Source organism: Microbacterium sp. CPCC 204701, assembly GCF_004010105.1.
GTDB lineage: Bacteria > Actinomycetota > Actinomycetes > Actinomycetales > Microbacteriaceae > Microbacterium.
Genome location: NZ_RRYE01000400.1, coordinates 1 through 2597, shown reverse-complemented (window position 1 = coordinate 2597; position 2597 = coordinate 1). Strand labels below are relative to the sequence as shown.

The window sequence follows — 2597 nt, the reverse complement described above, 5'->3', positions numbered from 1 at the left end:
GTGTTCGGGCTCGGCGGCGTCGCCGTGCTCGGCCTGGTCGGCTGCGCACCGGGCGGCTCGTCCGGGCCGGCGGCCACACCAGGCGGCGCCGGCACCCCGACGGACTTCGCGTTCGCGTCGTGGAGCCTGTCGGAGGAGGCGGCCAAGCCCGCCGTGCAGTCGGCGCTCGATGCCTTCGCCAAGACCGACGGCATCTCGATCGACACCAGCACGTACCCGTATAACGAGTACCTCAACCAGCTCACCCTCCAGGTGCGCGGCGGCCAGTTCGCCGGGGCGGCCCAGCTCGATGTGGCGTGGCTGTCGGCTCTGGCGGCACTCGGCAAGCTGACCGACCTCTCGACCCTCGCCGAGGGGCGCGGCTACACCGACGCCGCCCTGGGAGCCGGCTCGCTCGATGGCAGGCAGCTCGGCCTGCCGTGGACCATCGGGGCGATCGGCCTGATCGGCAACGCCGAGCTCTTCGACAAGGCGGGCGCCTCGCTCGCTCCGAAGACCATCGAGGAGTTCGAGGAGGGCCTTCGCGCCCTCAAGGGCATCGGCGTGATCCCCTACGCCGCCAGCACCAAGGCCGCCCAGCTCAAGGACATCGTGGTCTGGATGCAGACCTTCGGCTCGCCGATCATCGACGGCGACGAGTCGACGATCGGGGACGAGGCATCCGTCAAGGCCGTCGAGTGGTACAAGAAGCTGTACGACGAGGGGCTTATCGCTCCGGACGTCGACCGCGCCGCGGCCCGTACGCTCTTCGCGCAGGGCGCGACCGCGCTCTACGACGACGCCCCGGTCGGCAAGTCGTCGGTCGTCTCGCAGTCGCCCGACGCGGCCCTCGGCGACAAGATGACACCGATCGCGCGGCCCGTCCTGAAGTCCGGTGACACGCCGCAGCACGTGCTGTGGGGACACCTCGTCGTCGTCGTGGACGGCGCAGGCGCCGGCACCGCCGCCGACTTCGCGCAGTGGCTCACCAGCGACCCGCAGCAGAGCGAGACGTACTTCACCGAGCTCGGCCTGCCACCGACGACCGAGCAGGCGCTCGCCTCGGACGCCGTCGCGCAGAACGCGTTCGTCGAGGCGTTCACCTCGACGATCACGTCCACCGCCACGCCCAGCCCGCTGTGGACGTACCCCTCCTACGCGCAGATGGAGACGGCCATCGCCGAGCAGGTCCAGGCGGTCCTGATCGGCCAGGCGTCGGCATCCGACGCGATGAAGACCGCAGGAGACACCATCTCGGGCCTGCTCTGACGGACCCTTCTGCGCCCGGTCCGGGGCACCCGCCCCGGACCGGCACACCCGGCCTGCCCCGCCTTCCTCTGCCGCTCGACCCGCCCGCCACGTCCCGATCCGTCCCGATCGGCCCGATCCGAAGGAATCATGCGCACTCAGAACGTCGAATCCGATATCACCGTCGTCGGCGGTGGACTCGCCGGGGTCTGCGCCGCCATCAGTGCGGCGCGGCTCGGAAAGCGCGTCGCACTGATCGGGAATCGGCCGATGCTCGGCGGCAACTCGTCGTCGGAGGTGCGGGTGTGGGTCGTGGGCGCGACCGGGCACGGCGTGCAGCGATTCGCGCGCGAGAGCGGCGTCATCGGCGAGCTCTACGTCGAGAATCAGTACCGCAACCCCGAGGGCAACCCGATCATCTGGGACGAGGTCGTACACGACGCGGTACGGGCCGAGCCCAACATCACCGTCTTCCTCAATACCGACGTGCGCGAGGTCGACGCCGCCGACATCGACGGCGAGCGTGTCGTGACCGCGGTGCGCGGGTGGACGATGGGCTCTGAGACGCTCACGACGTTCACGAGCCCGTATTTCCTGGACTGCACGGGCGACGGCCTCGTGGGTCACCTCGCCGGCGCCGAGTACCGCATCGGACGCGAGGCGTCGCGTGAGTTCGGCGAATCGTGGGCTCCCGAGGAGGCCGACGGCGAGCTGCTCGGCTCGACGATCCTCTTCTACACGAAAGACCTCGGACACCCGGTGGACTTCGTAGCGCCGGACTCCGCGAAGGACATCACGCAGACCCCGATCCCCACCTCCCGCATCCTGCGGTCGGGCGACAAGGGCGCGCACTACTGGTGGATCGAGTGGGGCGGCCACCTCGACACCGTGCACGACAACGAGATCATCCGCGACGAGCTCCGCTCGGTCATCTTCGGCATCTGGGACTACATCAAGAACTCGGGCCGCTTCGACGCCGCGAACCTCGACCTCGAGTGGGTGGGCGCCCTCCCCGGCAAGCGCGAGTACCGGCGCTTCCTCGGCGATCACGTGCTGACCCAGAACGACATCCTCGACCAGGTGGATCACCCCGATGCCGTCGCATTCGGCGGGTGGTCGATCGATCTTCATCCCGTCGAGGGCATGTACGCCACCGAGGCCGGCGCGCACCAGCGCTACTCCAACGGCATCTACGGCATCCCCTTCCGCAGCTACTACTCGCGCAACGTCCCCAACCTGCTGCTCGCGGGCCGCGACATCTCGGCGACGCACGTCGCGTTCGGCTCCACGCGCGTCATGGCCACCTGCGGCGCGGGCGGCGAGGCGGCGGGCACCGGCGCGGCGCTCGCCCTTGACCTCGGCGTGCGCCC

2 protein-coding genes are annotated in these 2597 nt (G+C 70.0%); both read left to right on the top strand.

Features of this window, described 5'->3' with window-relative positions; translation table 11 throughout:
• Window positions 1–1248: ABC transporter substrate-binding protein (locus EIO58_RS15960; protein ID WP_342447987.1), on the top strand; the 1248-nt coding region annotated here is incomplete at its 5' end.
• A 129-nt stretch (window positions 1249–1377) separates the two neighbouring features.
• Window positions 1378–2597: FAD-dependent oxidoreductase (locus EIO58_RS15955; RefSeq protein ID WP_164861780.1), on the top strand; the 1220-nt coding region annotated here is incomplete at its 3' end.